Origin of the sequence: Hydrocarboniphaga daqingensis (assembly GCF_900129825.1) — a bacterium.
Classification (GTDB): Bacteria; Pseudomonadota; Gammaproteobacteria; order Nevskiales; family Nevskiaceae; genus Hydrocarboniphaga; species Hydrocarboniphaga daqingensis.
The window spans coordinates 317,354-343,040 of record NZ_FQWZ01000004.1; the positions used below are offsets into that span (position 1 = coordinate 317,354).

Consider the following 25,687-nt stretch of genomic DNA (forward strand, 5'->3'; position numbering starts at 1 on the left):
TTTGATTTTGGAACCCCTCTCCCACCGGGAGAGGGGCAGGGGTGAGGGCCTCTGAGATGCGAGCAGGGTTTTAAGCTCGGAGCCCCTCATCCGGCGCTTCGCGCCACCTTCTCCCGTCGGGAGCAGGCAACAAGCAGCAGGGTTTGACCGATGACCGAACATAACAACGCAGCGCCGCCGATCGAAGAAAACCACATCATCGCCGGCCGGCGCGACAAGCTCGCCAAGCTGCGCGAGGCCGGCAACGCGTTTCCGAACACGTTCCGCCGCGACACGCTCGCCGAGCACCTGCACGGCTGCTTTGCTGATCGCGATGCCGCGTCGCTGGAAGCGGAGACCACGGTTTTCCGCCTCGCCGGCCGGATGATGGCCAAGCGCGGCCAAGGCAAAGTCAGCTTCGTCGAGCTTCAGGACAGCAGCGGCCGGATTCAGCTGTTCGTGCAGCTCAACGCGATCGGCGCCGACACCTACGAAGCGTTCAAGAGCTGGGACATTGGTGACATCGTCGGTGCCGTCGGTACCGTGATGCGGACCAAGGCCGGCGAGCTGACGCTGCGCGTCGCCGAGCTGCAGCTGTTGGTCAAGGGTTTGCGCCCGCTGCCGGAAAAGTGGAGTGGCCTGACCGATACCGAGACCCGCTATCGCCAGCGCTACCTCGACCTGATCGTCAATCCGGACGTGCGCTCCACGTTCCAGAAGCGCGGCGCCGCGGTGCGCTTCATCCGCAACTACCTCGACTCGCTCGGCTTCATGGAAGTCGAGACGCCGATGCTGCAGCCGATTGCCGGCGGTGCGGCGGCCAAGCCGTTCGTGACGCATCACAATGCGCTGGATCGTGACCTGTATCTGCGGATCGCGCCGGAGCTGTACCTCAAGCGCCTGGTCGTCGGCGGCTTCGAGCGCGTCTACGAGATCAATCGCAATTTTCGCAACGAAGGCTTGAGCACGCGGCACAACCCCGAGTTCACGATGCTGGAGTTCTATCAGGCCTACGCCGACTATCAGGACGCGATGGATCTGGTCGAGAACATGATCCGCAACGTGGCGCTGGCCGTGAACGGCAGCGGCAAGCTGGTCTACGCCGGCCGTGACTATGACCTCGATCGGCCGTTCAATCGCTGGTCGATGAAGGAAGCCGTGCTGCGCTTCAATCCAGGTCTGACGCTGGAGCAGTTGTCGGACCGCGAATTCCTGGCTGGCTATGCGCGGCAGGTCGGCGGCGATTCCAAGCCGAGCTACCGCTGGGGCAAGCTGCTAACCGAAGTGTTCGAAAAGACCGTCGAGACGCAGTTGCTCGATCCGACGTTCATCACCGAATACCCGACCGAAGTCTCGCCGCTGGCGCGCCGCAGCGACCGCGATCCGAGCGTCACCGATCGCTTCGAGTTTTTTGCCGGTGGACGCGAAGTCGCCAACGGCTTCTCCGAGCTCAATGACGCCGACGACCAGGCGGCGCGTTTCATGGAACAGGTCGCGGCCAAAGACGCTGGTGACGACGAGGCGATGCACTACGACGCCGACTACATCCGCGCGCTCGAATACGGCCTGCCGCCGACGGCTGGCGTCGGCGTCGGCATCGACCGCCTGGTGATGTTCCTGACCGACAGCGCCAGCATCCGCGACGTGCTGCTGTTCCCGCAGATGAAGCCGGAGCACCACGGCTGAACCACGACATGCCGCGCGCTGCGCCGATCGCCCGAGCGCGTCGTCGCGGCGATGATGACGGTGGTGTCCGATGACGCCGTCCGCGCGCCGGCGTTTCATCGTGATGCTGGGCCTGATTTCGGCGCTGGGTCCGCTGTCGATCGATCTGTATCTGCCGAGCTTGCCGGCGATCGGCGCTGCGCTGGATGCCGACATGGGCGCCGTGCAGATGACGGTGTCGGCCTATTTCATCGGTCTGGCCCTGGGGCAGTTGGTCTATGGGCCGATCACCGATCGCTTCGGCCGGCGTCCGCCGCTGATCTTCGGCCTGATGCTGTACAGCCTCAGCTCACTGGGCTGCGTGCTGGCATCGAGCATCGAAATGCTAGTCGTGATGCGACTGCTGCAGGCGCTCGGCGGTTGCGCTGGCGCTGTCGTGTGCCGCGCGCTGGTTCGCGATCACTTTTCCGGCAACGAAATGGCGCGCGTGCTCAGTGCGCTGGTGCTGGTCATGGGCGTGGCGCCGATCCTGGCACCGACGCTAGGCGGCAACATGCAGCAATGGTTCGGCTGGCACAGCAACTTCATGTTGATGCTGGGCTTCGGCCTGGCAGGTCTGGCGATCGCCGTGTTCGGCGTCCGCGAATCCGGGCGTGCGCTGGCGGCACCGCTGAGCGGGCGCGGTATCGCCCGCGACTACCGGCGCATCCTGAGCCACCGCCGCTTCATGGGCTACGCGCTCGCCGGGTCCTGCGTGCAGGCCGGCATGTTCGCCTACATCACGGCGTCGCCATTCGTGTTCATCGATCACTTCGGCCTGGCGCCGGACACGTTCGGCATGCTGTTCGGCGCCAACGCGGCGGGGCTGATTCTGGCATCCCAGCTAAACCAGCGGGCGCTACGTCATCTACGTGCGGAGAAGTTGCTGCGCGCGGCACTGGGCGCCTACCTGGTCGCCGCGCTGGTGATGATGGTGTGCGCGATCAGCGGCTGGGGCGGGATCTGGGGCATCGCGCTGCCGCTGCTGGTGTGCCTCACCAGCCTGGGCTTTACGTTCCCGAACTCTCAAGCCGCCGCGATGGAACCGTTCGCGACGCATGCCGGCATGGCGTCGGCGATGCTCGGTACCTTGCAGTTCCTGCTGGCCGGGCTGGCCAGCGTCGTGGTCGCACGACTCCACAGCGGCGGCGTTGTGACGATGGCCGTGGCGATTCTGATCTGGGCTCTGCTGGCGCAGCTGGCGCTGCGCACGCTGGTCAAGCCGCCTGCGCTTGCGGTGGGTTGACCTCGGCCGGCGCCAGCTGAACCGTACCGCGATAAACGCAGGTCTGGCCGTAAGGACGGCGTTTGAAGCGCTTGTAGGCCCACCAGTACTGCTCGGGGCATTGCCGGACGCAGGCTTCGATGCCGGCATTGACGGCCGCTGTCGCCACGTCCAGGTCGGGGCTGTCCCAGCCCTCCGGCGGTTCGACGAAGCGCACCCGGAAGCCGGCGGCCCGCGGCAGCCGCTCGCCGACGCAGAACAGCAGCCGCGCGCCCGTGGCTTGGACCAGCTTGGGTACCAGCACCGGCGAATGCGCTTCGACGCCGAAGAACGGTGCGAACACGCCCTGGCCGCGCGGCGGATCGCGGTCCGGAAGCGCGTAGATGATTTCGCCGCGCTTGAGCGCCCGCAGCAGCTGGCTGCCGACGGCACGTTTGCCGTTGCGCTTGATGATCGGGATCACCGTACCGCCGAAGCGCGTGCGTCCGCGCCGCGACAGCTCGCACAGCGCCGGATACTTGACCGGCTTGAACAGCCCGGTCATCGGATAGCGCGCCGCCATCGGTGTAATGCCGGCTTCGAAGTTGCCCAAGTGCATCGCGGCGATGATCAGACCCTTGCCGTGCGCCAGCGCGGCATCAACACGCTCGCCGCCGTCGACGCAGGTTACCAGTCGGCAAACCCGACGGGCCGACCCAACCCAGATCAGCGGCGTTTCCAGCAGCGTCTTGATGTAGTGCTCACAGGAGCGGCGGCCGATGCGTTCGCGTTCGGCCTCGCTCAGTTCGGGAAAGCACAGCCTCAGGTTACACAGTGCCAAGTGGCGCTTGGACTTGGCAAAGCGCCAGTACAGGCGACCGATCAGGATCCCGGCCAGATGCAGGACCGGTAATGGCAATTTGCTGACGAGCAGGAACAAGAATTTGATCAGCAAGCGTAAATCTCATGCCGTCGAGGGAGGACGTCGCAGTATGACGACTCCGTGACGCCCCGGCCAAGCCAGCTGGCGCCCTGCGGTGACGACCGGTCGAGATGACCGGATCGTCACTTCCACGATGCCCCGGCGTGGCTGAACTCAGCCGGCGCGAGCCCGTTCGCGATACTCGGCCGGCGCATTGGCGACCACGTCGGGCAGCGCCTGACGGCTGATCGGCTTGCCGCGTGCAAACACGCTGAAGTTGCTGAGGCGCAGCGGCACGCGGGCGCCGGCCTTCAATGCCGGCACGTCGTGATGCAGATGCGGCAGTTCGATTTCGATCACGGCACCGGAGGTCACCGCACGCGCTTCGCAGCGGACCACCGGTCCGGTGCGCTGCGTGCTGAGCACGTCGACGTCGAACGACGGCACGCCCGCGTCGGCGATGCGCAAGTCGATCGGTCGCACATAGATGTCGATCGGGCCGGGCTCGTGCCCTGCGGTATCGGCGATCGGCTGAGGGCCGCCGTTGACGTAGATGTGATGCTCGCGGACTTCGCCGGGCAGAATGTTGGTGTTGCCGAGAAAGTCGAATACGAACGGCGTCGCTGGATTCTCGTAGACCTCATCGGTGCTGCCGACCTGCTCGATGCGGCCACGGCTCATGACGACGACGCGGTCGGCCAGTTCCAGTGCTTCTTCCTGGTCGTGCGTGACGAAGATCGTCGTGTAGCCGGTCTTGTCGTGCAGCTCACGCAGCCAGCGGCGCAAGTCCTTGCGCACCTTGGCGTCGAGCGCGCCGAACGGCTCGTCGAGCAGTAGCACACGCGGCTCGATCGCCAGTGCCCGCGCTAGCGCCACGCGTTGCCGCTGGCCGCCCGACAACTGCGTCGGATAGCGCGCTTCCAGGCCGCCGAGCTGTACCAGGTCGAGCAGTTCGGCCGCCTTGCGCTTGATGTCCTTGTCCGAGGGCCGCTCATGGCGCGGCCGCACACGCAAGCCGAACGCGACGTTTTCGAGAATCGTCATGTGCCGGAACAGCGCGTAATGCTGGAACACGAAGCCGACGCGACGCTGCTGTACCGGCAGCGCCACCGTGTCTTCGCCGCCGAACAGGATCTGCCCGGTGTCGGGGAATTCCAGCCCGGCGATTGTACGCAGCAGCGTGGTCTTGCCCGAGCCGGACGGACCGAGCAAGGCGATCAGCTCGCCCGAGGCGATGTCGAGGTCGACGCCGGCCAGTGCCGGAAAGCTGCCGAATCCCTTGTGAATATTGCGAATCTGGATGTCCATCGAAAGCTCCGGTGCAGATCAGTGACGGCGCGTGGCGGCAAGTTCGTTGCCGTGGCGCCATTCGAGCAGGCTCTTCAAGCCCAGCGTCAGCAAGGCCAGCATCGCCAGCAGCGAGGCCACCGCGAATGCGGCCGAAAAGTTGTATTCGTTGTAGAGAATCTCGACATGCAGCGGCATCGTATTGGTCAGCCCGCGGATGTGGCCGCTGACCACCGATACGGCGCCGAACTCGCCCATCGCCCGCGCATTGCACAGCAGCACGCCGTACAGCAGACCCCAGCGGATGTTCGGTAGCGTCACGCGCCAGAACACCTGCCAGCCATTGGCGCCGAGCGACAGCGCGGCTTGTTCGTCGTCGGTGCCTTGCGCCTGCATCAGCGGGATCAGCTCGCGGGCGATGAACGGAAACGTGACGAACGTCGTCGCCAGCACAATGCCGGGCACCGCGAACAGCACCTTGAATTCGTGTTCGGACATCCACGGCCCGGCCCAGCCCTGGGCGCCGAAGATCAACACGTAGATCAGTCCCGATACCACCGGAGAGACCGAGAACGGCAGGTCGATCAGCGTGATCAGTAGTTGCTTGAAGCGGAAGCTGTGCTTGGTGATCGCCCAGGCCGCGATCACGCCGAACACCAGGTTCAGCGGCACCGCGATCAAGGACACGGTCAGCGTCAGGCGGATCGCCGCCATGGCGTCGTCTTCGACGATGGCCTCGAAGTAGGCGCCAATGCCATTGCGCAGTGCTTCGACGAAGACCGCGATCAGCGGCATCAGCAGAAAGCCGAGCAGGAAGATCAGCGCTGCCGCGGTCAGCGACACGCGCACCCAGCGCGCTTCGGTGATCACGGCGTTCTTCTGGATCAGCGGCTCGAACGGCAGCTTGGGCGGGTCTTGCAGCGTGTGGTCGACGGGACGATTCATGACGGGCTCAAGCGCGGGCGCCAGAGCGCGTACGGCTCCAGCCCTGCAGCAGGTTGATGATCAGCAGCAGCAGGAACGACAGCACCAGCATGATCGCGGCAACGGCGGTGGCACCGGCGTAGTCGAATTCTTCGAGCTTGATGATGATCAGCAGCGGTGCGATCTCGGACTTCAGCGGCAGGTTGCCGGCGATGAAGATCACCGATCCGTATTCGCCAACGGCCCGCGCAAAGCTCAGCGCATAGCCGGTCAGCAGCGCCGGCAGAATCGTCGGCAGGATCACTTGCGTGATCGTCTGCCAGCGCGTTGCACCCAGTGAGGCAGCCGCTTCTTCCAGCTCCTTCTCGGCTTCCTCGAGCACGGGTTGCACCGTGCGCACAACGAAGGGCAGGCCGATGAAGGTCATCGCCAGGATCACGCCCAACGGCGTGAATGCGACCTTGATGCCCAGCGGCTCCAGAAACTGGCCGATCCAGCCATTGCCGCTGTACAGCGCTGTCAGCGCGATGCCGGCGACGGCGGTCGGCAGCGCGAACGGCAAGTCGATCGTTGCGTCGAGCAGTTTTTTGCCGAAGAAGTCGTAGCGGACAAACACCCAGGCGACCAACAAGCCGAACACGGCATTGATCGTCGCGGCGATCGCAGCAGCACCGAAACTCAAACGCAGCGCTGAATAGACCCGTGGTGAACTGACCACCTGCCAGATGCCGTCGAAGCCCAGGCCCGCTGCTTTGACGAACACGCCGGCCAATGGGATCAGCACGATTAAGCACAGGTAGAAAATCGTATAGCCCAGCGTCAGTCCGAAGCCGGGCATCACCGATCGCGGCGGGCGTCGGTGTCGTGAGGTGGGTACGGCGATGTCAGTCATGTGGTTCAGGTCTCTGTCGGTACAGTCGGCCTAGTGAGAGGTATCGGCCGGTCAAATGAAGTGCAGGCGTTCGGTTGCCAGGCTGCGTTGTTGCGGTTGCGGTGCCGAGCGCAGCGTCAGCAGACGCTGGTCGATCCAGCGCGTGCTGCTGCACCACAGGCCGTCGAACTCGGCGCCGTAATGACGGTTGATGATGTGCAGGCGGCCGGAGCTGCGTTGCAGTAGTACGGCCTTGTTGTCCGGGCCCAGCGCCAGTGCCACCAGTTGGCGAAACGCGTCTTGATCCAGCAGATCGGGATTACCGCGCAGCAAAGGCCCGAGCACGCGGCGCGCGAAATGCCAGCTGTCCGAGTGTCCAACTTCGGGCGTGGCCAGCCCGCCGATCGTTCCGTTGTGCATCAGGTACACATCGTCGTCAGCGGGCTCATCACCGTCGACCGCGACCGGATGCAGGTTGCGCTCGTGCGTCGAGCCGCGCGTCAGCATCCGCAGATGCAGCGCCAACTCCGCGTCACGCAGCCCTCGCACGGTATCGATCACTTGGTCGACATCGACGCGAGCATGCCGCTGCAGCAGGAAGCGCCCGTTTCGATCGAAGCCCATCAGGCCCCAACCGTCGCGATTCAGCGACGCCGCCGCGCGCAGCAATTGCGGCGCGATGGCCACTCCGGCGGGTTTGTGCAGGATCACGCACATCGGCGTTCAGCGGCAGGGCGGCGCGAGCGGGCGATCAGCTGAGCTTGGCGACCAGCACGTCGGTGGCCTTGAACATCGCCAAGGCTTCTTCGCCGACCTGCAGGTTGATCAGGTCGACCGACGAGGTCGTGACCACGGCCGAGATGATGCCGTTGGGCGTCAGGATCTCGACTTCGGACACCACCGACCCACGGCGGATGTTGGCGACCTGACCGCGGAACTGGTTGCGGGTATTGACGGCTGCAATAGACATGGCGTGCGCCTTTCGTGTGGGAGCGGAGCGAAGCAGGACAGCGGGGCGGCTTAGCCGCCGTAGATCTGGTCGAACAGGCCGCCTTCGGCGAAGTGCTCGGCTTGCACCTTGGCCCAGCCGCCGAAATCGGCAATCGTCTTGAGTTCGATCTTCGGGAACACGCTCGCGTAGCGGGCGGCAACGGCCGGATCGACCGGGCGGTAGTAGTTTTTGCCGATGATGTCCTGCGCGGCCGGTGTGTACAGAAAGCTCAGATAGGCGTCCGCGACCTTGCGGTTGCCGTGCTTGTCGGCGACCTTGTCGACGACGGCGACCGAGGGCTCGGCCAGCACCGACAGCGAAGGCGCGACGATTTCGAACTTGTCCTTGCCGAACTCGTCGATCGACAAAAATGCCTCGTTTTCCCAGGCGATCAGCACGTCGCCGATACCGCGCTGGACGAAGGTCGTCGTCGCGCCACGGGCGCCGGTGTCGAGCACCGGCACGTTCTTGTACAGCGCGGCCAGATAGGCCTTGGCCTTGGCCGCGTCACCGTTGTTGGCCTTCAGCGCGTAGGCATAGGCCGCCAGATGATTCCAGCGCGCGCCACCGGAGGTCTTCGGATTCGGTGTCACGACGGCGACGCCCGGCTTGATCAAGTCGTTCCAGTCCTTGATCTGCTTGGGGTTGCCCTTGCGCACCAGGAACACGATCGTCGAGGTGTACGGCGCGCTGTTGTGGGCCAGCCGCTTCTCCCAGTCCAGCGGCAGCAACTTGGCTTTTTCGGCAATCGCGTCGATGTCGGCCGCCAGCGCGAGCGTGACCACGTCGGCTTCCAGGCCGTCGATCACCGCGCGCGCCTGTTTGCCCGAGCCGCCGTGCGACTGCTTGATTGTCACGCTATCGCCGGTTTTGGCCTTCCAGTCTGCAGCGAAGGCAGCGTTGACCGCCTTGTACAGTTCGCGGGTCGGGTCGTACGACACATTGAGCAGCGTCACGGATGCGGCGTGCGACAGCGTCGGCACGATCGCCAGCAGGCTCGTTGCCAGGAATTTCTTCAGCATGGATTGGGCTTTCGACGGGTGGAGAACAGCAGCGGTCATTGGGACGCGCCGGGATTGGATTCGGTGCGTTCGAAACGGACCCGCTCGCGTCGTTCGATCTGAACGATGCGGCCGTCATGGACGACGATCTCCACAGATCCGTAGCGCAAGCCGGAGAGCGCATCGCGGATGCGATCAGCGAGGCGCAGGTCGTTGCGGGTATCGGGGCGGTTGGATTGGTCAGTCATCGCGTCTGGCATCCGGTGGGTCCGGTGAGACGCCATGCTAGGGCGCTACGTTAAGGTCTCAAAAGAATATGCGGCTATCTGCATATGCCAAAAAAGAACAGTGGCGCGCGACACGCACTGCGGGCCGCGGTTGCGGCCGCTGAAGGTGTTGCGGGCCCCGAGGCCCGGCGGGCTACTCGGCCGCGTCGGGCGCGGCGCCGGGCTTGCTGACCTGGGTCAGGATGCCGAGCCGGGCACTGTCGAGATGGTGGGTCTCGTCGCGGCGCATGCGCCGGCGCTCGGCCAGCGGCCAGGCTTGGCCGTCGGCCACGTACTGCAGGTCGGCATCGATCTGCAGGTAGCGGCCCAGCAGCAGCGCGATGCTGCCATCGACGATCGGTGCGCCGGTTTCGTCGCCCGGCTTGGGGATGCGAACGTGAACGGAAGGGCCGCGCTCCTGCGGCGGGTCCTTCTGCGTCCACGACAGCCGCATCAGCGGTTTGAACTGCTTGCTGTAGCGCAAGTGCTGCCAGGCGTCGTTCAGCGCGGACTGATCTTCGGGCAGCAGTTCGATGCCAGCGGCGCGCAGCGCCGCCGCGTCGTCGACGTCGATCGCGTTGCGCAAGCTCGGTGTTGCCGGCGGGTTGCCGGCTTCGGCGCCGCCGGCCCACAGATCGACGAACACGATCACGTCGATCCGGTAGGTTTCGGCCTGTGCCGGGACGGCGAACAGGGCGAGCAGCAGCAGCGCGGGCCGCAGGCAGGGGCGCAACAGGGAGCGGGCGTCGGTCATTGCGCGAGTGTACTCAGCAGGGCTGCCATCTGGTCGGCGCGCTTGTCCGCATCGTCCAACGGCGCGGTGATCGTCAGCCGCTTCTGGCCCTCGAGCTTGTAGACGCGCGGCTGCTTCTGAATCAAGCGGATCAGCTTGGCTGGCTCGATCTTCGGCTGCGGGCCGAAGTCGAGCGCCGCACCCTTGGCGCCGGCGCGGATCTTGGTCACGCCCAGCGCTTCGCCCATCACGCGCAGCCGCGCGGCATCGAACAGACGTTCCGCCTGCGGCGGCAGCAGGCCGAAGCGGTCGATCATCTCGACCTTGAGTTCATGCAGCTGCTTTTCGTCGCCGGCCTCGGAGACGCGCTTGTAGAACACCAGGCGCGTGTGCACGTCGGGAATAAAGGCTTCCGGCAGCAGCGCCGACACGCCCAGATCGACTTCGCAGGCGGCCACGCCAAATGGCTGGTCGTCGAGCTTGCCGCTGCGCAGCGCGCGCACCGCGCGGGCCAGCAGCTCGGCATACATCGTGAAGCCGACTTCCTCGATCTGTCCGGACTGCCCTTCGCCGAGCAGCTCGCCGGCGCCGCGGATTTCCAGATCGTGCGTGGCCAGCGCAAAGCCGCTGCCGAGGTCGCCGAGGGTTTCGATCGCGTCAAGTCGCTTTTGCGCATCGACGCTCAGGTTGCGCTTGCTCGGCACCAGCAGATACGCGTACGCGCGGTGATGGCTGCGCCCGACGCGGCCGCGCAGCTGATGTAGCTGTGCAAGGCCAAGATTGTCGGCGCGGTCGATCAGCATCGTGTTGGCGGTCGGTACGTCGATACCCGATTCGATGATCGTCGTGCTGACCAGCACGTTGAAGCGCTGGTGATAGAAGTCGAGCATCACTTGCTCCAGCTCGCGCTCGCGCATCTGGCCGTGAGCAAAGCGCACGCGCGCTTCGGGCACCATCTTGGCCACATCGTCGGCGACTCTTGCGATATCGGCGACTTCGTTGTGCAGGTAATACACCTGGCCACCGCGGCGCAGCTCGCGCTGGATCGCCTCGACCACCAGGTTGCGCTCCCATTCGGCGACAAAGGTCTTGATCGACAAGCGCGAGGCCGGCGGCGTGGCGATGATCGACAAGTCGCGCAGGCCGGCCATGCTCATGTTCAGCGTGCGCGGGATCGGCGTCGCGGTCAGCGTCAGCATGTCGACTTCGGCGCGCAGGTTCTTCAGCCGCTCCTTGTGACGGACGCCGAAGCGATGCTCTTCGTCGATGACGACCAGGCCCAGGTCCTTGAAGCGCACGTCTTCCTGCAGCAGCCGATGCGTGCCGATCACCACGTCGAGCGTGCCGTTCTCGACTTCCTTGAGGATCTGCGTCTGCTCCTTGGCCGTGCGTAGTCGCGACAGCGCGGTGACGCGGATCGGCCAGCCGGCGAAACGATCGCGGAAGTTCTTTTCGTGCTGGGCCACCAGCAGCGTCGTCGGCGCCAGCAGGCACACCTGCCGGCCCGAGCGCGCCACGGCAAAGCAGGCGCGCAACGCGACTTCGGTTTTGCCGAAGCCGACGTCGCCGCAGACGACGCGATCCATCGGCTTGTCCTGCTGCAGGTCGGCCAGCACGGCGTCGATCGCCGACTGCTGATCGGCCGTCGTCGTGAACGGAAAGCCGTCGCAGAAGCGGCGGTAGTCTTCCTCGTCCAGCTCCAGCTTCATGCCGACCTTGGCGGCGCGGCGGGCCTGAATCTGCAGCAGCTCGGCGGCGACGTCGTGCGCTTTTTCGCGCGCCTTGGCCTGCATCTTTTCCCAGCGTTCGGAGCCGAGCGAATGCAGCGGCGCGGCGTCGTCCTCGGCGCCGGTGTAGCGGTGGATCATCTGCAGCGATCCCACCGGCACGTACAGCTTGTCGCCGCCGGCGTATTCGAGCAGCAGGTATTCAGCTTCGACGCCGCCGGCATCGAGCTTCTGCAAGCCGCGATAGCGACCGACGCCATGTTGGGCGTGGACCACCGGCGCGCCGATCGCCAGCGACGACAGATCGCGCAGGATCGTTTCCGGGTCGCGCACCTTGCCGCGCCGGCTGCGTGATTCCACCGGCGCGCGGCGGCCAAACACCTGCGCTTCGCTGACCAGCGCCAGCCCGTCGGCCGGCAGGCGGAAGCCGGTCTGCAGCGGGCCGATCGTGATGCCGTAGCGGTTCTTGTCGCGGACGAAGGCGTCGTAGCCGGCTTGTTCGCGCGGCAGCACGCCGAGCGGCTTGAGCCAGTCGATCAGCGCTTCGCGTCGTCCGGCTGATTCAGCGACGAACAGCACGCGGTCGCTGCCGGTCTTGAGTCCTTCGCGCAAGCTGGCTTCGCCGTCGGCCAGCGCTTCGCTCGGCAGCGTCGCCGATGCTTGCGGCAGTTGCGCCAGCCGGCTCAGCGCTTCTTCCGGTGTCAGGTACAGATCGGACGGCTTCATCAGCGGCCGTTCGATGTCGCCGCGATGGCGTTCGTAGCGCTCGTTGATCTGCGCCCAGTCGGCGCCGATCGCCGACTCCAGCGGACACAGCGCGACGACCTGCGTCTGCGCCGGCAAGTAATCGAACAGCGTCGCCGTCTGCCCGAAGAACAACGGCAGCCAGGCTTCGATGCCGCTGGGCATCAGCTTCTTGCTGACTTCGGCATAGACCCGCGAACGCGCCGGGTCGCCGGGGAAATACTCGCGGTAGCGACGGCGGAAGGTTTCGATGCCTTCGCGGTCGGTCGGAAAGTCGCGGGCCGGCAGCAGACGGACTTCGTCGACCTTGTCGACCGAGCGCTGCGTTTCCGGGTCGAAGCGGCGGATCGATTCGATATCGTCGTCGAACAGGTCGATCCGGTAGGCGGTGTCGGCGCCCATCGGAAACAGATCGATCAGCGCGCCGCGTACCGCGAACTCACCTTGGGTTTGGACTTCGGAGACGCTGGTATAGCCGGCGCCGACCAGGCGCTCGCGAAACGCCAGCAAGTCGAGACGCTCGCCGACCTTGAGCATCAGCGCGCGGCCTTCGACGTAGCTTCGCGGCGGCAGTCGCGTCAGCAGCGCATCGGCCGTCACCAGCAGCAGGCCGCGCTGCGTCGTCGGCAGCCGATACAGCGCCGCCATCCGGTTCGACAGGATTTCCTGATGCGGCGAGAACTGGTCGTAGGGCAGCACTTCGGTGTCGGGCAAGTGCAGCACGGTCAGGTCCGGGCTGGCGAAGAAGCGCAACTCGTCCTCGAGCCGGTAGGCCTCGCGTTCGTCGGCCGCGATCGCCAGTACCAGGCCGCGATGCGCCTGCGCCGCGCGCACGGCCGCCAGCGCCGCGACGGCCGGCGGGGAGGGGGGTGCTGCGTCGGATTCGGACACGTGCAGGATCATCGGCTCGACTGGAGCGCGATTTTACGGTGTCGGGGCAGGCGGCGGTTGCAGTGGCATCCCAATGAACCTCATGCGAGACCATCCACGAGCGTTGTTCGACTGGGACGCTACACTCTTACGTAGGGATAACGCGGGACCCTAGACCGTCGATCGAGCCCGGTGGCGCTCTGTCGACAGGGGAATCTACACCGGGGGTGGGAATGAGCCAGTTAACGTCGCACCAAGCGAAGTATTTCGCGTGGGAGCTCACTCGGCGGCGCCGAGGTGGTGATTTGGATCGTGTGGGGCAAGCGCTGTTTGATGCCTCTGTAGACCTGAACCCGCACCAGATTGAAGCCGCTCTCTTTGCCCTGGCGAATCCGCTGTCGAGGGGCGTGCTGCTGGCGGACGAGGTGGGGCTCGGCAAAACCATCGAAGCTGCTCTGGTGCTCGGCCAGTACTGGGCTGAGCGGCGCCGTCGGCTTCTGGTCGTGTGCCCGGCATCGTTGCGTAAGCAGTGGGCGACCGAGCTGAGCGAGAAGTTTCATCTCCCGACCCAGGTGATCGACGCGGAGACTTGGTCACAAGCCAGAAAAGCCGGGGTGTACAACCCGCTTGACCAAGATGTCATCAGCATTGTTTCCATCCACTTTGCGGCGAGGATGGAGCAGGCGATCAGTGCAATTCGATGGGACCTCGCGGTCATCGACGAGGCGCACAAGCTGCGCAATGCATACCGCGAAGCTCACACCACCGGGCAGGCCATCAAGCGTGGACTAGCAGGGGTCAGGAAGGTGTTGCTGACCGCTACGCCCCTGCAGAACTCCCTGCTGGAGCTTTACGGTTTATCGACCATCATCGATGAGCACCTCTTCGGCGATCGCGTCAGCTTTCGGTCCCGCTTTATGCGAGGCGATTCGGCGATTCCGGCGCTCAGGAATCGGCTAGCCGACTTTTCAAAGCGATCGTTGCGTCGTGACGTTTTGGAGTACGTTCAGTACACCGAACGCAAGGCGATGACCTTTCCGTTCACTCCTGGGGACGATGAGCAACGCGTTTACGACCTGGTGTCTGGCTACCTGCTTAGGGTGGACGGCTACGGCGTGCCATCCCGGCAGCGCCATTTGGTTGGGCTGATCCTTCGCAAGTTGCTGGCTTCGTCGACCCCGGCCGTGGTTGCAACGCTGGAAGCGATCTTGGCTCGGCTGCGGCGGCTGGAGGAAAGCCAGGCCGACCAAGGCGACTGGCTTACCGAGCTGATTCGGAGCGAGGAACTCGACGCCGAGGAGCTAGACGAGGACGAACAGGAAGCTGGCCTAGTCGAATCCACGGCCGAGCCCGCTGTTGACCGGGAACGACTCCGAGGCGAAATCGTCGAGCTGGAGCAGTACCTGCTGATCGCCAACGGCGTTCGTGAGGACCAGAAGTCCCATGCCTTGGTAAAGGCGCTCGACATCGGTTTCCAGCGCATGGCGTCGATTGGCGCGGCACGCAAAGCCGTCGTCTTTACCGAGTCGGTCCGCACGCAGGATTACCTCGCTCGCTTCCTCGAAGCCCACGGCCATGCAGGTCGCGTCGCCAAGTTCAGCGGCCGGGCTTCAGATCCGGGTGCCAACGGTATCTACCAGCGCTGGCTGGCAACCCACCAGGGCACAGATCGCGTCACCGGCAGCCCCGCCATCGACCGCCGCACCGCGGTCATTGACCACTTCCGCGATCAAGCCGAGATCTTGATCTGCACCGAAGCCGGCGCCGAGGGTATCAATCTGCAGTTCTGCTCACTGGTCGTGAACTACGACCTGCCGTGGAACCCGCAACGCGTGGAACAGCGTATCGGTCGCTGCCACCGCTACGGCCAGAAGCACGACGTGGTTGTCGTGAACTTCCTTAACCAGCGAAACGCAGCCGACCAGCGCGTGCTAGAACTGCTCTCCGAGAAATTCCACCTGTTTGACGGCGTCTTCGGTGCCTCGGATGAAATCCTCGGGCGCATCGAGAATGGCGTGGATATCGAGCGCCGGATCGCCGGCATTTTCGATACCTGCCGCACCCCAGCTGATATCGACGCCGCGTTCGCGGCGTTGCGCAGCGAGCTGGAGAGCCAGATTCAGGAGCGGATGAAGGACACCGAGGAGGCCCTGCTGGCCACCTTTGATGCAGGCGTAGTCGAGCGCCTGCGCCTGCATCGCGATCAAGCCATCGTGCAGCTGGACCGTATCAGTCAGTTGTTCTGGCGGCTCACTCGCCACGTCCTCGCATCGTTGGCACAGTTCAACGACAAGGCTCTGTCGTTCGAGCTAGCCAAGTCACCATCCAAGGACGCCGAAGCCGGACGCTACCACCTGATCCGCAAAGGGCAGCCAATGCCCGAAGGCGGGCACGTCTACCGACTTACGCACCCGCTGGGCGAGTTCGTGCTGGATACCGGCCGTCGCCTCGATGCGCTACCGGCTGAGCTGGTGTTCGATCTGTCGTCGGCGCCACAGCGCATCGCGGCGCTGGAACAGCTCACCAGCAAGTCAGGCTGGCTGGAGCTGAACCTGCTGGAGCTGGAGAGCTTCCAGCTCGAAGAGCACTTGGTTTTCAGTGCCCAGGCCGACGACGGCCGCTGGGTGGACGCCGAGGCCTGCCAGCGGATGCTGGAGCTTGCGGCCGCGATTACCCCTGATACTTCCGCTGCCGAAATCCTGCCCGCCAATTTCGAAGCCAATGTTCGGCGGCAGATTGACGCCGCTCTGGCCCAGGCGCTGGAAGAAAACAACACCTACTTCCAGGCCGAGCGCGACAAACTGGATCGGTGGGCCGAAGACCAGCTGCTGGCCGCCGAGCAGTCCCTGCACGACACCAAGGCCCGGCTTAAGGATGCGAAGCGACGCGCTCGGTCGGCCGCTACGGTCGAGGAGCAGGCCCGCGTACAAGAGGAGATCAAAACGCTGGAGCGCCAACAACGCCGGCAGCGCCAGGAGATATTTGACGTCGAGGACGAGATCGGAGCCAGGCGTGACGCGTTGATTGCCGCGCTTGAGAAGCGGCTCAACCAGAGTAGTCACAGCTTGCGTCTGTTCCGGATTCGCTGGCGTCTGCATTGATCTACACAGCGCAGATATTTCGACACATTCCGAATATGTGTCGAAATAATTGTTGATTGTCGACATGTATGCGTCTAATGTCGATGCGATCGACATGTCCTCAAAACGTGTCGACCATTTCAAAAATGATCGACATGGCGGCCCAATGAGCATCGATCCCCACTTCGACCCTAGGCTTCCCTACAACGACCTGCCCGACCTGCCTCCGCGGGCGGACATCGAGAGCAAGCGCCTGCTCAAGGCCTGCATCGGAGCGCGTGCGGCCCTGGCCGAACTCAAGAGCGTGGGCGCGGCCATCCCCAACCAGGCGGTGCTCATCAACAGCATCCCCCTGCTGGAAGCCCAGGCCAGCAGCGAGATCGAGAACATTGTTACTACCAGCGACGCCCTGTTCCGGTTCGCCCAGGACGAACAAGCTGCCGACCCCGCGACCAAGGAGGCCCTGAGCTACCGCGCTGCGCTACGCGAGGGCTTCGATTCCCTGGCGGCACGCCCACTCAGCACCAGTACCGCCGTGCGCGTGTGCAGCCGCCTGAAAGGCCGCGATATGGAAATCCGCCGCGTGCCAGGTACGTCGCTGACCAACGCTGCCACCGGGGAGGCTGTTTACACGCCGCCGGACGGCGAGGCCCTGCTGCGCCAGAAGCTCTCCAACTGGGAGCAGTTCATCCACGAAGCCGAGGACATCGATCCGCTGATCCGCATGGCGGTGGCGCATTACCAGTTCGAAGCCATCCATCCGTTCCACGACGGCAACGGACGCACCGGCCGCGTGCTCAACCTGCTGATACTGGTGGAGCAGCGCCTGCTCGACCAGCCGATCCTCTATCTATCTCGCCACATCCTGCGTCATCGCACGGACTACTACCGCCTGCTGCTCGGCGTGACCCGCGATGGCGCCTGGGAAGACTGGATTGCCTTCCTCCTCACCGCGGTGACAGAGACCGCGATCTGGACGCGCGACAAGGTGCTCGCCATCCAGGCCCTGCACAGCAAGGCCACTGAATTCGTGCGCACGCACGCCAGCAAAATCTACAGCCGCGAGCTGGTCGATGCCCTGTTCGTCCAGCCGTACTGCCGCATCCAGAATCTGGTGGATAGCGACATCGCCAAGCGCCAGACCGCGGCCGCGTATCTCAACCAGCTGGCCGACATCGGCATGCTCACCGACATCAAGGTCGGCCGCGAGAAGCTGTTCCTGCACCCCAACTTCGTTCGCCTGCTCACCAGTGACGATCATGTCGTGCTGCCCTACGGCGCGATCACCAGCAACCGGAAAGATTGATTCATGACCCAAGCCAATTCCGCGTCCAACCCCGCCGCGGGCCTTCCCAAGTTCAAGAAACTGGTGACCCTGCTCAAGGAGCTGTTCCAGCTCGATCAGCCGGATCTGGACTTCGGCATCTATCGGATCATGCATGCCAAGGCGGGCGAGATCACCCAGTTCCTGGAACGCGATCTGCTGCCGCAGGTGAGCCAGGCCTTCGCGCAGTACCAGTCGGCGGACAGCAGCGAGATCAAGAAAAAGATCGACCAGCTGGCTGCACAGGTCGCCGAGGCGGGCATGGACCCGGAAGCGTCCCCCAAAGTCCGCGAGCTGCGCGAACAGCTCAAGAGCGCCATCGACCTCGGCGCGCTGGAGAACGAGGTCTACGACCATCTGTTCAGCTTCTTCCGCCGCTACTACTCAGAGGGCGACTTCCTTGCCAAGCGCGTCTACCGGCCGGGTGTTTACGCCATTCCCTACGAAGGCGAAGAAGTCACGCTGCACTGGGCCAACAAGGACCAGTACTACATCAAGACCAGCGAATACCTGCGCGACTACGCCTTTCGGCTAAGGCCGGAAGCCGACGAGACTAAGGGTGAAGACTCCCGGCGCGTGCACTTCCGGCTCGTGGATGCCGCCGAAGGCGAGCACGGCAACGTGAAGGCTGCCGACGGCAAGGATCGCGTGTTTGTGCTGGCCCGCGAAGGCTTCATTGCTGTGGAAGGCGGCGAGCTGGACATCCGCTTCGAGTACCGTCCGGCGACGCTGGAGGACTGGCCTGAAGATCAGCGTGCCGACAAAAAGAAGCCGCCAGCGCAGAAGGATCTAATCGCACTAGCGACCCGCCAGATTCTGGCAGCCGGGGGCGACTTCACGGGCTGGCTCGCCGAACTTGCTCGTCCGCACACGAAGGCGGACGGCGAAGCCGCGGACTACTCGCGCCTCGAAGCCCATCTGCACCGCTACGCCGCGCGCAACACCTTCGATTACTTCATTCACAAGGACTTGGGCGGCTTCCTGCGCCGCGAGCTGGATTTCTACATCAAGAACGAGGTCATGCACCTTGACGACGTGGAGAGCGAAACCGCGGCCAAGGTCGAGCAGTACCTGTCAAAGATTAAGGTCGTCCGCCGCATCGCCGGCAAGGTCATCGACTTTCTGGCGCAGCTGGAGAACTTCCAGAAGAAGCTGTGGCTGAAGAAGAAGTTTGTCGTCGAGTCGCACTGGCTGGTCGCGATTTCGCAGATCCCTGATGTACTGCTGCCGGAGATCTGCGCCAACGCCGCGCAGCTTGAGGAATGGAAAGCGCTGCACTCGCTGCACGAGCTGCCGGCAGACATCACGAGACCGGCTTATAGCGAGCCGCTGACGGCAGAGTATCTGCGAGCGCATCCGAGCCTGATGGTGGATACGCGGCATTTTGATGAAGCAACCGCAGCGAAGGTGTTGGACAGCTATAGCGAAGTCGCCAGCACAACCGCCGGTCTTCTAGTGAATGGCGATAATTTTCACGCGCTTTCGCTAATGCAGAAAAGCTATTGCGGAAAGATCAAGTGCATATACATTGATCCTCCATACAACACTGCAAACGATGAGTTTGCCTACAAAGATAGTTACAGGCACTCAAGCTGGATTGCAATGATGGCCGACCGCCTATCCTTGAGCTCCAATTTCATATCGAGTGACGGTGTCTTTTTCTGCAGCATTGACGACAACGAATCCTCTCGCTTGAGAGAACTTCTGGATTCACTTTTTGGAGCAGAGAGATTTCAGTCTGCTATGACATGGATTAAACGATACGCGCCGCCGCCGGATGTAGAGGGAATCGGCTACGTTCACGAAACGATCATGGCATATGCGGCGACCGGCTTTCGAGCGGGATTGCTCCCAATGACGGCAGCACAGAAAGATCGCTACGAGAATCTCGATGGAGACCCAAGAGGTCCTTGGAAGCCCGCAGATTACACCTGTCGATACACTGCAGACGAGAGGCCCACGCTTTTTTACCCGGTCATTAATCCCAACACAGGGGAAGAGATATGGCCTAAACGCTCAAGAGTTTGGGCAATGTCGCAAGAAACACATGAGCGGAATGTTTCTGAGAATCGAATATGGTGGGGCCGCGAAGGAACGAACCGCACTCCTGCGCTGAAGAACTTTCTGGACAAAATAAAGCAGGGTATAGCGCCATCTTCCGTGCTATCCCACGAAGATGTGGGGCATACCGATGAAGCATCTAAGGAATTGCGGGACTTATTCCCTGACAGAAAATTCACACCGAAACCTGTTCGCCTTATCAAGCGACTTATAAAAATTTCTGACGCAGTTAATGAAGATATATTTTTCGACTTCTTTGCAGGATCCGGAACATCCGCACACGCCGTGGTTCAGTGCAATCGGGATGACGGTGGCCAGCGGAAGATGGTCTTGGTTGAAATGGGCGCTTCCTTCGATGAAATTGTCCTGCCGAGAGTTAAGAAGGTGACATTTTCTCCAGAGTGGAATGGCGGACAACCAAAGAGACCCGCCACCACGCTGGAGGCAGAGCGCGGTCCGCGCTTTATCAAAGTTCTCCGTCTCGAATCCTACGAAGACACGCTCAACAATCTCGCGCTGCGACGCAGCGCACAGCAGCAGTCTGCACTCGACTTCCAAGCGGCTTTGGGCGCCAGCAGTCTGCGCGAGCAATATCTGCTGCGCTATCAGCTGGACGTGGAATCCCGCGGCAGCGCCTCGCTGCTGAATGTCCGCGCCTTCACCGACCCCACCGCCTACAAGCTGTCCGTCAAGACGCCGGGCAGCGATGAAAGCCGCGAGGTCAACGTCGATCTGCTGGAAACCTTCAACTGGCTGCTGGGCCTGACCGTGCAGCACATCGCCGCGCCGCGCAGCTTCAGCGCCGAATTTGAGCGTGATACCGAGGGTCGGCTGAAGCTCGCGGGCAGGCTAAAGCAGGACGCCGACGGTCCGTGGTGGTTCCGCACAGTGACTGGTACTACGCCGGAAGGACGGAAGACGGTAGTGATCTGGCGCAAGCTCACTGGTAATGCCGAGCAGGACAATCTGGTGCTGGAAACCTGGTTCCGCGATAAGCAGGCGTTCTCGGTGAAGGACTCCGAGTTCGACCTGATCTACGTCAACGGCGATAACACGCTGGAGAACCTGCGCCTGCCGGATGAGTCCTGGAAGGTGCGCCTCATCGAGGAAGACTTCCATCGCCTGATGTTTGAAGGGACGGAGTCCTGACATGCCGCGCGGACGTCCTCGCGGCAGCACGGCTGCGACCACCCCTCGTGCCGCACGCGGGCCCGGCGCTCGAACGGCGCAGGCGCTGGAGTTCACCCAGTCGCTGGTGCTCAACCAGTGGCTGTTCGGCCTATTCGGACTGGAGAGCATCGACGGCTGGTATCGCCTGGGCAATCGCCGTGTGCCGCTGCTGGAAGCCTTCAAGGAGCGCTTCCAGCTCAACCAGTACAGCGAGGAAGGGTTGGATGAGAACAACATCCACCGCTTTCATCACGCCCTGATCAATCAGATCACCGGCGAGCTGCCGGGTGTGAGCCGTGAGGAGCTGCTGGCCTTTGACCAGAACATTGTCCGCCACACGCTGGCGCTGAACGCGCAGCGGGCGCTCAAGCGTGAACGCCCCGTGGTGTGGAAGTACTACCAGTACCTGTCGCTGCTGTTTGTTGAGATCTACCTAGACCGCTACTTCCGCGATCCGCAGGCGTTGGCCGCCGCGCTCAATGCGCACATCACGAAGTTCAACGAAGGCAAGGACGAGGCCGAGCAGTTGCCGCTGATGGACGAGGGCCGCGATGCCGCGCTGGGCTTGAACAAGCTGGCGCTGTGGTGCGCCACGGGCAGCGGCAAGACGCTGCTGATGCATGTGAACCTGCACCAGTACCAGCATCACCTGGCGCAAGTCGGCCGCGCCGGGAGCTTGAACCGCATCCTGCTGCTGACGCCCAACGAGGGCTTGAGCCAGCAGCATCTGGAGGAGTTCGCCGCCGCAGGCATCGAGGCCGAGCTGTTCGACAAGAACGCGCGCGGGCTGTTCGCCGGGCGAGCGGTGGAGATCATCGACATCCACAAGCTCGCCGATGAGATGGGGGACAAGACCGTCGCGGTAGACGCCTTCGAATCCGGCAACCTGGTGCTGGTGGACGAAGGACACCGGGGAACCTCGGGCGGCGAAGCCGGCAAGTGGCTGACGCGACGCGATCAGCTCTGCGAAAAGGGCTTTTCCTTCGAGTATTCGGCCACCTTCAAGCAGGCGGTCAAGGGCAATGCGGCCCTGACGCGCCGCTATGCCCGCAGCATCGTCTTCGACTACTCCTATCGCTATTTCTACGGCGACGGCTTCGGCAAGGACTACCAGATCCTCAACCTGGATGACGCGACCGAGCAGACCGGCCTCGATCGCTACCTGACCGCCTGCCTGCTGGCGGCGTATCAGCAGCGCCGCCTGTTTGACGACCGACAGACCGCGCTCCGGGATTTCAACATCGAGCGGCCGCTGTGGATCTTCGTCGGCGGCAGCGTAAACGCGGTGCGCACGGAGAACCGGCGCACGGTCTCGGACGTGACCGAGATCCTGCTGTTCTTGTCCCGCTTCGTCGCTAACCGTGCGCAGTCAGAGCGTGCGATTCAGGGAATCCTGACGGCCGGGCTGCCCACGGCATCCGGCCAGAACCCCTTCGCCAATCGCTTTGGCTACCTGGCGGAGCTGAACCTGCCGGCGAGTGAGTTGTTCGCGGACGTATGTGGACGGTTGTTCAACGCGCCCGGTGGCGGTGGCTTGCACGTGGAATATCTGAAGGGCGCCGATGGCGAACTCGCCGTGAAGCTGGGAGACAACCCCGCTTTCGGTGTGATCAACGTGGGTGATGCCAAGAAGCTCCACGAGCTGTGCGCGAACACGCCCGGACTGGTGGCGGAGGAGCGGGATTTTTCGGGCTCTCTGTTCCGTCGTCTCAATGATCGCGACAACCAGATCAGCCTGCTGATTGGCTCACGAAAATTCACCGAGGGCTGGAACAGCTGGCGCGTCAGCACGCTGGGCTTGATGAAGATCGGCCAGAGCGAAGGCGCGCAGATCATCCAGCTGTTCGGCCGCGGCGTGCGACTCAAGGGCCACGGATACAGCCTCAAGCGCAGCCGGGCGATGCGCCTGCCGCCGGCGGTGGTCAAGCCATCTCACATCGAGCTGCTCGAAACACTCAACGTGTTCGGCATCCATGCCGACTACATGGCGCAGTTCAAGCAGTTCCTGGAAGACGAAGGACTGCCGCCCGACCAAGAGACCGAAGACATCAACCTACCGGTGATCCGCAACCTGGGCACGCACAGGCTCAAGGTGATTCGGCTCAAGCCGGAGATCAACGGCGTGCGCACCGAGTTCGGTACCGCGTTCCGTCAGCTGGCGCCCGTGCCCGAGCTGGCCCCGCCGCGTGTTCCCAACGACCAATGGCTACTCAACAATCGGGTGCAGCTCAACTGGTATCCCAAGGTTCAGGCGATGCGGGCGCGGGAGCTGAGTGGCGGGGACGGCGTAGCGGCGCTGGACACCGGCTCCCTGGGCGCGCCACACGTCGCGCTGCTCGACCTCGACGCCGCGTGGTTCGAGCTGATCCGCTTCAAGAACGAGCGTGGCTGGCACAACTTCAATATCCCGCGGGGATCCGTGGATGCCTTGATGTCGCGGACCGACTGGTACGACCTGCTGATCCCCAGGGCGGTGCTGGCGCTGGACAGCCTCGACAAGCTACAGACCTGGCAGGAGATCGCGCAGACGCTGCTGAAGAAGTACGCGGAGCGCTATTACGTGTTTCGCAAGAAAGCTTGGGAGGAGCCCCACTTGGAGTATGCGGTACTGACCGCCGATAACCCGAACTTTCCCGACGCTGCCTCCGGTGCGGGCGAGGAGCAGGGGGTCTACAAGGTGACCGTCGAGAGATCAGAACAGCAACTGATCACCCAGCTCCGTGCTATCGCCGAAGAGCTTCGTCACCGTACGTGGCATGGGCCGCGTGCCGCGATGGATGGCGCCAATGCATCGGTAGAGCTGATCCGCTTTCAGCAGCACCTGTTCGAGCCGCTAATCCGCGCTGCGGGAGCGAGCATCTCGGTCAAGCCGGTTGCCCTGAATGACGGTGAGATGCGCTTCGTGACGCAGCTCAAGGATTACTGCGAGCAGCATCCACAGGAGTTCGTGAATCGTCCTCTATTCCTGCTGCGCAACCTCAGCCGAGGCCGCGGTGTAGGTTTCTTCGAGGCCGGTAATTTTTACCCGGACTTCATGCTCTGGCGGCTGGACGGCGACCGGCAGCGCATCACCTTCGTTGACCCGAAGGGCATCCGAAGTTTGAGCTGGCACAACGAGCCCAAGCTCGACTTTTACCGGACGATTAAGGACATCGAGGCCAGGCTTAAGCCTTCCGATCCATCGATCACCTTAGAGAGCTTCATCGTTTCGGTGACGGCTGCCGACGAGATGGCGTTGCATTGGAATGTTACTCGCCAAGATCTTGCCGACCGCCACATCCTGTTTGACGAAGACCCTGACTATGTCCAGCGTTTACTTGCCGAGGACTAACCGACTGTAGGCCGACCAATAAACGCTGCCATCCAAGCTTATTGACGCCATGGTGCTATTCGGGACGCTCGCTACGGCCGCATCGCCTCCGCCAGATCCCGCACGAACGGGCTCAGCGACAGGTCGACGCGCAAGCCGACGGCCAGCGCGTCGGCCAGGTCGCGGGTGCGGGCCGGCTCGCCGAACTGATCGGGGTTGGCGATGTAGTGCAGGTTCGGCTGCACGCGCAGCAGCGGATTGACCTGGATGCCGTAGCTCAGCTCGACCATCACTTGGCTCGTTGCCGGTCGGCCGCTGCCGCCGGCGGCCGCGCGCAGCAGCTGCTGGTTGTCGAGCGCCTGATCGCTGTAGCGCTGCTGGCTGACGACCAGACCGAGCGTGTCGCGATCGCGACCGGCCAGCGTGCCGCGCTGTACCAGCCCCAGTTCGAGGAAATGCTGCTGCTCGGCCTCGCCGTGCGTGCCGATCAGCGCGGCGCCGAACAGCGTCAGCCCCCGGTTGCCGGCCGGGTCGCTGCGGGTCACGCGCTGCTCGACGCGGAAGTACGCGCCCGAGCGGCCGCTGCGCGTCGCGTATGGCCGACCGCTGATCGCGGCCGCTGCGCCGGAGGCGTCGCGCAAGGGGTCGCGATAGTCGCTGGTGTCGTACCAGCCGCCCAGCTCGATCATGCTTGGCAAGTGCGCCGTCGCGGCCGTGGTCTTGTAGCCGATGGCATAGGGCGCGATCAGTCCGGTGGCATCGCGCGTGCTCCATTCCAGCCCGTGCTGGTCGTCCTCGGCCTGCCTCGGATTGACCTCATAGGCACCCGCATGCAGGTAGATCGATGGCGTCAGATAGCCCTTGGCGTGTGCGCCCCAGCTCGAAACCGGCCAGTAGGTGAAGTTGCTGGTGCGGAACACGAAGGTCGGGTTGCCGCAGGCCGAGTTGGTCTGAAAGTACTGGCACAGCTCCGAGCCGAGAAAATGGATGTTGGCGACCGTGCGGCCCGCTTCCAGCAGCAGGCGACCGTCGAGCCACTGCTGTTCCAGCGTGAAGTTCGCCAGGCGTTCGGTTTGGCCGCCGAAGATTTCCTGGATGCTGGTGCTGTTGCCGATCTCGTCGCGCGACAAGTTGTCGCCGTGACGGCTGGCGCCGTACAGGCGCACGGTCGCACCGGTCCAGCCGGCGAGCCGGGCCAAGTCGACATCGGCGCCGACGAAGAACTGCCCCGCATAGGCACTGCCGCGGCGCTTGCCGCCGTCGACCACGGCGGCCGATTCGCCGGTGTAGCTGCCGCTGAGCGTGATGCCGGTGTCGGCGAGCGTGGCCGCCGGCGACGCCGGGCTGGCGATCAGCGCGACGATGCCGAGCAGCAGGCCGGTGAAGTGCGGCCGCCGCCGCGCAGCCGGCTGCGGGCGCTGGGGGGTGGGCACTGGGAGCGACGGGGCTTGAGGCCGGAGATGGGGCACAGCAGCTCCTATGACGGCCGCAACGGCCATCGAAATGAAGTGGGGGAACA

At 63.8% G+C, this 25,687-nt stretch carries 17 protein-coding genes; 6 read left to right on the forward strand and 11 right to left on the reverse strand.

What is annotated here, in order from left to right:
* Positions 1-150: 150 nt before the first annotated feature.
* Positions 151-1,665, forward strand: a complete 1,515-nt coding sequence (gene lysS / locus BUB09_RS09985; RefSeq protein ID WP_072897174.1) for a lysine--tRNA ligase — start codon at positions 151-153, stop codon at positions 1,663-1,665.
* A gap of 70 nt (positions 1,666-1,735) precedes the next feature.
* Complete coding sequence (locus BUB09_RS09990) at positions 1,736-2,929, forward strand: Bcr/CflA family multidrug efflux MFS transporter (RefSeq protein WP_072897176.1); 1,194 nt, start codon at positions 1,736-1,738, stop codon at positions 2,927-2,929.
* Here BUB09_RS09990 and BUB09_RS09995 read toward each other — a convergent pair.
* The 10 genes from BUB09_RS09995 to mfd form a co-directional block, all read right to left on the reverse strand.
* Positions 2,901-3,842, reverse strand: a complete 942-nt coding sequence (locus BUB09_RS09995) for a lysophospholipid acyltransferase family protein (RefSeq protein ID WP_072897178.1) — start codon at positions 3,840-3,842, stop codon at positions 2,901-2,903. The genes BUB09_RS09990 and BUB09_RS09995 overlap by 29 nt on opposite strands.
* A 141-nt stretch (positions 3,843-3,983) precedes the next feature.
* A complete protein-coding gene (locus BUB09_RS10000) occupies positions 3,984-5,117 on the reverse strand; it encodes a sulfate/molybdate ABC transporter ATP-binding protein (protein WP_072897180.1) in 1,134 nt (377 codons plus the stop codon).
* Between the two features lie 18 nt (positions 5,118-5,135).
* Complete coding sequence (gene cysW, locus BUB09_RS10005; protein WP_072897181.1) at positions 5,136-6,041, reverse strand: sulfate ABC transporter permease subunit CysW; 906 nt, start codon at positions 6,039-6,041, stop codon at positions 5,136-5,138.
* A gap of 7 nt (positions 6,042-6,048) precedes the next feature.
* Positions 6,049-6,912 (reverse strand): sulfate ABC transporter permease subunit CysT, encoded by an 864-nt coding sequence (cysT, locus tag BUB09_RS10010; RefSeq protein WP_072897183.1) that lies wholly within the window; start codon positions 6,910-6,912, stop codon positions 6,049-6,051.
* Positions 6,913-6,963: 51 nt separating this feature from the next.
* Positions 6,964-7,608: a class II glutamine amidotransferase gene (locus tag BUB09_RS10015; protein WP_072897185.1), complete on the reverse strand. Its 645-nt coding sequence runs from the start codon at positions 7,606-7,608 to the stop codon at positions 6,964-6,966.
* A 34-nt stretch (positions 7,609-7,642) separates the two neighbouring features.
* Positions 7,643-7,861 (reverse strand): TOBE domain-containing protein, encoded by a 219-nt coding sequence (locus BUB09_RS10020; protein ID WP_072897187.1) that lies wholly within the window; start codon positions 7,859-7,861, stop codon positions 7,643-7,645.
* Between the two features lie 50 nt (positions 7,862-7,911).
* On the reverse strand, positions 7,912-8,904 hold the full coding sequence (locus BUB09_RS10025; RefSeq protein ID WP_072897188.1) for a sulfate ABC transporter substrate-binding protein: 993 nt from the start codon (positions 8,902-8,904) through the stop codon (positions 7,912-7,914).
* A 35-nt stretch (positions 8,905-8,939) separates the two neighbouring features.
* Positions 8,940-9,131 (reverse strand): YezD family protein, encoded by a 192-nt coding sequence (locus tag BUB09_RS10030; RefSeq protein WP_072897482.1) that lies wholly within the window; start codon positions 9,129-9,131, stop codon positions 8,940-8,942.
* Positions 9,132-9,303: 172 nt separating this feature from the next.
* Positions 9,304-9,903, reverse strand: coding sequence for a CsiV family protein (locus tag BUB09_RS10035; protein ID WP_072897190.1), 600 nt, complete (start codon positions 9,901-9,903; stop codon positions 9,304-9,306).
* Positions 9,900-13,256, reverse strand: a complete 3,357-nt coding sequence (gene mfd / locus BUB09_RS10040; RefSeq protein ID WP_072897192.1) for a transcription-repair coupling factor — start codon at positions 13,254-13,256, stop codon at positions 9,900-9,902. Before mfd ends, BUB09_RS10035 begins: the two co-directional genes overlap by 4 nt.
* A gap of 200 nt (positions 13,257-13,456) precedes the next feature.
* Here mfd and BUB09_RS10045 point away from each other — a divergent pair, with 200 nt between their 5' ends.
* The 4 genes from BUB09_RS10045 (at position 13,457) to BUB09_RS10060 (ending at position 24,189) form a co-directional block, all read left to right on the forward strand.
* Positions 13,457-16,324 (forward strand): SNF2-related protein, encoded by a 2,868-nt coding sequence (locus BUB09_RS10045; protein ID WP_072897194.1) that lies wholly within the window; start codon positions 13,457-13,459, stop codon positions 16,322-16,324.
* Positions 16,325-16,469: 145 nt separating this feature from the next.
* Complete coding sequence (fic, locus tag BUB09_RS10050) at positions 16,470-17,609, forward strand: protein adenylyltransferase Fic (protein WP_072897196.1); 1,140 nt, start codon at positions 16,470-16,472, stop codon at positions 17,607-17,609.
* Positions 17,610-17,612: 3 nt separating this feature from the next.
* Positions 17,613-20,837 (forward strand): site-specific DNA-methyltransferase, encoded by a 3,225-nt coding sequence (locus BUB09_RS10055; protein ID WP_072897197.1) that lies wholly within the window; start codon positions 17,613-17,615, stop codon positions 20,835-20,837.
* A 1-nt stretch (position 20,838) separates the two neighbouring features.
* Positions 20,839-24,189, forward strand: a complete 3,351-nt coding sequence (locus tag BUB09_RS10060) for a DEAD/DEAH box helicase family protein (RefSeq protein WP_072897199.1) — start codon at positions 20,839-20,841, stop codon at positions 24,187-24,189.
* 71 nt (positions 24,190-24,260) lie between these two features.
* Here BUB09_RS10060 and BUB09_RS10065 read toward each other — a convergent pair whose 3' ends face one another.
* A complete protein-coding gene (locus BUB09_RS10065; protein ID WP_245793232.1) occupies positions 24,261-25,601 on the reverse strand; it encodes a carbohydrate porin in 1,341 nt (446 codons plus the stop codon).
* Positions 25,602-25,687 lie beyond the last annotated feature (86 nt).